The organism is Oerskovia sp. NPDC056781, from assembly GCF_042789955.1.
Classification (GTDB): Bacteria; Actinomycetota; Actinomycetes; order Actinomycetales; family Cellulomonadaceae; genus Oerskovia; species Oerskovia rustica.
Genome location: NZ_JBHUAD010000337.1, coordinates 1 through 3,082 on the forward strand (window position 1 = coordinate 1; position 3,082 = coordinate 3,082).

General features: G+C 71.1%; 3 protein-coding genes. 1 reads left to right on the plus strand and 2 read right to left on the minus strand.

All coding sequences use genetic code 11. From position 1 onward, the window contains the following. Positions 1-46: 46 nt before the first annotated feature. Together leuD and leuC are read right to left on the minus strand one after the other, a co-directional pair. Positions 47-685: a 3-isopropylmalate dehydratase small subunit gene (gene leuD, locus ACFRCR_RS18015; protein WP_377679495.1), complete on the minus strand. Its 639-nt coding sequence runs from the start codon at positions 683-685 to the stop codon at positions 47-49. A 42-nt stretch (positions 686-727) separates the two neighbouring features. After that, on the minus strand, positions 728-2,209 hold the full coding sequence (gene leuC, locus ACFRCR_RS18020) for a 3-isopropylmalate dehydratase large subunit (RefSeq protein ID WP_377679497.1): 1,482 nt from the start codon (positions 2,207-2,209) through the stop codon (positions 728-730). 165 nt (positions 2,210-2,374) lie between these two features. On the opposite strand from leuC, the gene ACFRCR_RS18025 reads away from it, so the two are divergent. Then, positions 2,375-3,082, plus strand: a 708-nt coding sequence (locus ACFRCR_RS18025) for an IclR family transcriptional regulator (RefSeq protein WP_377679499.1), incomplete at its 3' end; no start/stop codon positions are given.

Genomic DNA, 3,082 nt, shown 5'->3' on the forward strand with positions numbered 1-3,082 from the left:
CTCCCCACCCAGGGGAGCGGCGCCGTCGGGCCTGGTCAGAGGCGTGTCACGCGGACGGGCGCGCCGCCTCGATCTCGACCGTCGGCAGGTGCTTCGCCGGCAGCGTCTTGGGACGCCACGACGCACGCGTCTGCTCGAACGCCGTGATGTCGCCCTCGTGCTGGAGGGTCAGGCCGATGTCGTCGAGGCCCTCCATGAGGCGCCAGCGCGTGTAGTCGTCGATCTGGAAGCGGACCACGACGTCGTCGGCCGTGGCGGTGCGCTCGACCAGGTCGACCGTGACCTCGGTGCCGGGCTTGGTCTCCAGGACCTTCCACAGCAGTTCGATGTCCTCCTGCGCGACGATGCCCGCGACGAGGCCCTGCTTGCCCGAGTTGCCGCGGAAGATGTCCGCGAAGCGCGAGGCCAGGACGACCTTGAAGCCGTAGTCCTTGAGGGCCCACACGGCGTGCTCGCGCGACGAGCCGGTGCCGAAGTCGGGGCCCGCGACCAGCACGGAGCCGGACGTGTAGGCGGGCTGGTTGAGGACGAACGCGGGGTCGCCGCGCCACGCCGCGAACAGCGCGTCCTCGAAGCCCGTGCGCGTCACGCGCTTGAGGTAGACGGCGGGGATGATCTGGTCCGTGTCGACGTTGCTGCGGCGCAGCGGGACACCGACACCGGTGTGGGTGGTGAACTTCTCCATGATGCTTCTGCTTCCTCGATGAGTGTCGTCAGGGGGCCGGTGTCAGACCTGCAGCGGGACGCGCGGGTCGAGCGGCGCGAGCGGGGTGCCGTCGAACGACGTGATGTCGACGTCGGCGGGCAGGTCCAGGTCCGCCAGCGAGGACAGGGTCCCGCGGATGGCGGTCGCGGCCGCGACGAGCGGAGACACGAGGTGGGTGCGCCCGCCCTTGCCCTGGCGACCCTCGAAGTTGCGGTTGGACGTGGAGGCAGAGCGCTCGCCGGGGGCGAGCTGGTCGGGGTTCATGCCCAGGCACATGGAGCAGCCGGCGTTGCGCCACTCGGCACCGAAGTCGAGGAAGATCTTGTCGAGCCCCTCGGCCTCGGCCTGGAGCCGCACGCGCGCCGAGGCGGGCACGACGAGGACGCGCAGCGAGTCGGCCTTCTTCTTGCCCTGGACGACCTTGGCGACCGAGCGCAGGTCCTCGATGCGGCCGTTGGTGCACGAGCCGATGAAGACCGTGTCGATCGCGATGTCGCGCAGCGGCGCACCCGGGGTCAGGCCCATGTACTCGATCGCGCGCTCGGCGGCGACGCGCTCGTTCTCGTCGGCGATCTCCGAGGGGACGGGGACGTTCGCGGACAGCGGCAGGCCCTGGCCCGGGTTGGTGCCCCACGTGATGAACGGCTCGAGGTCGGCCGCCTCGAGCACGACCTCCTCGTCGAAGGTGGCGTCGTCGTCGGAGCGGAGCGTCTTCCAGTACTCGACCGCGGCGTCCCAGTCGGCGCCCTCGGGCGCGTGCGGGCGGCCCTTGAGGTACTCGAACGTGGTCTCGTCGGGCGCGATCATGCCGGCGCGCGCGCCTGCCTCGATCGACATGTTGCAGACCGTCATGCGGGCTTCCATGGTCAGCTTGCGGATCGCCTCGCCGCGGTACTCCAGGACGTAGCCCTGGCCACCGCCCGTGCCGATCTTCGCGATGATCGCGAGGATGATGTCCTTGGACGTCGCGCCCGGGGGCAGCTCGCCGTCGACCGTGATCGCCATGGTCTTGAAGGGCGCGAGCGGCAGGGTCTGGGTCGCGAGCACGTGCTCGACCTCGGACGTCCCGATGCCGAAGGCGAGGGCCCCGAACGCACCGTGCGTCGAGGTGTGCGAGTCGCCGCACACGACCGTCAGGCCGGGCATGGTGAGCCCGAGCTGCGGGCCGACCTGATGGACGATGCCCTGGTCCGCGTCGCCGAGCGAGTGGATGCGCACGCCGAACTCCTTGGCGTTGTTGCGCAGCGTGTCGATCTGGGTGCGGCTCGTGAGGTCCGCGATCGGCAGGTCGATGTCGAGCGTGGGGGTGTTGTGGTCCTCGGTCGCGATCGTCAGGTCGGGACGGCGCACCTGGCGGCCGGCGAGGCGCAGGCCCTCGAAGGCCTGCGGACTGGTGACCTCGTGGATGAGGTGCAGATCGATGTAGAGGAGGTCGGGCGACCCGTCGGTGCCACGTCGCACCAGGTGCGCGTCCCAGACCTTCTCCGCCAGCGTGCCGGCCATGTTGGTTCTCTCCTACCTGTGTCCTGCGGTGGTCGCTCACGCGGGGGCCGTGGGCGACGATCGGGGGGTACATCTCGGTCGTGGACCGGGCCGAATCTCCCGGTCCTTCGTCGACACGACACCCGCTGACTTGCATCTCACTGTGCGAGACGTCAATATCGACCTATGGACAATTCTAGCGGAGTCGGCGTGCTGGACAAGGCGGCGTCCGTTCTGGGCGCCCTGGAGTCCGGACCAGCCACCTTGGCCCAGCTCGTCACCGCCACCGGACTCGCCCGTCCGACGGCTCATCGCCTCGCAGTCGCGCTCGAGCACCACCGCATGGTGGCCCGCGACATGCAGGGCCGTTTCGTCCTCGGTCCGCGCCTGAACGAGCTCGCGACGGCAGCCGGCGAGGACCGCCTGCTCGCCGCGGCGAACCCCGTTCTCACGGCCCTGCGCGACCACACCGGCGAGAGCGCCCAGCTCTACCGCCGCCAGGGCGATCATCGCATCTGCGTCGCCGCCGCCGAGCGTCCCGTCGGTCTGCGGGACTCCATCCCCGTGGGCGCGACGCTCACCATGGGCGCGGGTTCCGCGGCCCAGGTGCTGCTCGCCTGGGAGGAGCCCGACCGTCTGCACCGCGGCCTGCGCGAGGCCGTCTTCACGGCCACGATCCTCTCCGGTGTCCGACGGCGCGGCTGGGCCCAGTCCGTCTCGGAGCGCGAGCTCGGGGTCGCCTCCGTGTCGGCGCCCGTCCGCGGACCGTCCGGGCGCATCGTCGCCGCCGTCTCGATCTCGGGGCCGGTCGAGCGCCTCACGCGCCAGCCCGGCCGCCTGCACTCGGGCTCGGTCGTCGCGGCGGCCAACCGCCTGACCGAGGTCCTGCGCCTG

Excerpts from the sequence above, each read along its gene's own strand:
- leuD (WP_377679495.1), bottom strand. The coding sequence starts at position 685 with ATGGAGAAGTTCACCACCCACACCGGTGTCGGTGTCCCGCTGCGCCGC.
- leuC (WP_377679497.1), bottom strand. The coding sequence starts at position 2,209 with ATGGCCGGCACGCTGGCGGAGAAGGTCTGGGACGCGCACCTGGTGCGA.